At 44.9% G+C, this 764-nt stretch carries 2 rRNA genes (1 of these 2 only partly in view); both read right to left on the reverse strand.

What is annotated here, in order from left to right:
• Nucleotides 1–452 (reverse strand): 23S ribosomal RNA (locus ACYVJ4_RS18825) (its annotated part extends 605 nt beyond the left edge of the window); the annotation flags it as partial.
• Nucleotides 453–667: 215 nt separating this feature from the next.
• A 16S ribosomal RNA gene (locus ACYVJ4_RS18830) occupies nt 668–764 on the reverse strand; the annotation flags it as partial.

Raw genomic sequence — 764 nt, forward strand, 5'->3', positions numbered from 1 at the left:
CCCGGATTCCGACCAGGTTTCACGTGTCTGGCCGTACTCAGGATCCTGAACTGAGGGTCAACGATTTCATCTACGGGGGTATCACCCTCTCTGCCGTGCCTTCCCAGACACTTCGATTATCATTGACTTTGGTAACTCAAATGTTCAGTCCTACAACCCCAATGTGCAAGCACATTGGTTTGGGCTGTTCCCCGTTCGCTCGCCGCTACTTAGGGAATCGAATTTGCTTTCTCTTCCTGTGGGTACTGAGATGTTTCACTTCCCCACGTCTGCCACAACTTGAGTATGTATTCGTCAAGTTGTAATCATCGGTAAAGATGATTGGGTTTCCCCATTCGGAAATCTCCGGATCAAAGCTTACGTACAGCTCCCCGAAGCATATCGGTGTTAGTCCCGTCCTTCATCGGCTCCTAGTACCAAGGCATTCACCATGCGCCCTTCATAACTTAACCTATTTATCACGACGTGATAAACGATTAATCGAGTATTAGCGATTTAAACTAATTAAAAAACTCAAAATAAACGCGGTGTTCTCGGTTTAATTATCTTAATAATTAAAGGAAAATAATTGATAGTATCTAGTTTTCAAAGAACAAGTTTGAGGGTAGACCCCTCAAAACTGACCATTGTTTCAACAAAGTATGTGTAGCCTCCGTATATTCCTTAGAAAGGAGGTGATCCAGCCGCAGGTTCTCCTACGGCTACCTTGTTACGACTTCACCCTAATCATCTGTCCCACCTTAGACGGCTGGCTCCAAAAGGTT

It is taken from the genome of Angustibacter peucedani (genome assembly GCF_054779595.1).